Origin of the sequence: Vibrio sp. Vb0304, assembly GCF_033338995.1 — a bacterium.
GTDB lineage: Bacteria > Pseudomonadota > Gammaproteobacteria > Enterobacterales > Vibrionaceae > Vibrio > Vibrio alginolyticus.
This window is the reverse complement of the sequence record NZ_JAWOTT010000390.1, coordinates 1-1,014: the sequence shown is the minus strand read 5'-3', so window position 1 is coordinate 1,014 and position 1,014 is coordinate 1. Positions and strand designations below refer to the sequence as shown.

Genomic DNA, 1,014 nt, shown 5'->3' with positions numbered 1-1,014 from the left:
TAGCGTTCTCTTCGCTGACCGCAAAGGCAAACAAGTTAATCCAGTCCATGATCTTCATTGGATCATTTTCAACTGCTGCATTCGCTTCTAGTTTTTTCAACAGATTCGGAGCTCGGCGAGTGACGTTCAAGCCCCCTTCAAGGATCCCTTCAGTATCGAAACCACGCTGCATGCACAGTGACATCACTTTCCAAATTTGTTCAGCTCTTTGGTCAATTTCTTCTTGCTCTCGAAATGCCAGCTCATTTTGTAGAATCATGCCACCAAGGCTGAGGCCATTTTTCTCTGCTTTTTCCAACATTTCGTCTGCGGATGAAAAAGGGAAAGGTACTTCTGCGCTGGCTTGTTGGCCGCCATGTTCGAGCTCTGCCGCTGTCGCAATAAAGCCACCACCGATAGAGTAGTACGTCTCAAAGGCGACTTGAGCTCCTGCGGCATCTAGCGCGGTGATCGTCATACCATTTTCATGCAGCGGCAGGTTGTCGCTGTGAAATACAATGTCGTGGTCGTAGCTAAACTCAATTTGATGAGAGCCAGCTAACGATAAGGTATGGTTTTCGATGGTGTGTTGCAGTGCACTTTTGGCACTGGTCATTTTGATGGTATCGGGCTTATTGCCCATCAACCCTAGCACCGTGGCTCGGTCGGTGTGGTGTCCTCTACCAGTCAGTGATAAAGAGCCATATAAGTCAACTTGCACCCGACGCACTTTCGCCATAGAGTCGCTAAGTAGTTGAGTGAAATGGAATCCGGCGAGCATAGGACCGTTAGTGTGGGAGCTGGATGGCCCAACACCGACCTTAAAAATATCGAAAATCGACAGCATAATTGACTTCCTTCAGCAATGAACCTTTCATAGGTCTCTAGAACAATGTTGTTAACTAGATGTTAATGCCTGTAAGGCGGTTGGCAAAGAAGATTTTTGTAACTATGCCAAAGACCACACAACAGTGACTTTGTCGCAGGGGAAATTGAGCGAGAAGTATGAAGTTAGGTAACGTGGTCATCGTACTA

General features: G+C 46.9%; 1 protein-coding gene. It reads right to left on the bottom strand.

Annotated elements, in window-relative coordinates:
- Positions 1–826 (bottom strand): serine dehydratase beta chain (locus tag R7P35_RS26460; RefSeq protein WP_318093466.1); only part of this gene is annotated, 826 nt, incomplete at its 3' end.
- Positions 827–1,014: the final 188 nt, after the last annotated feature.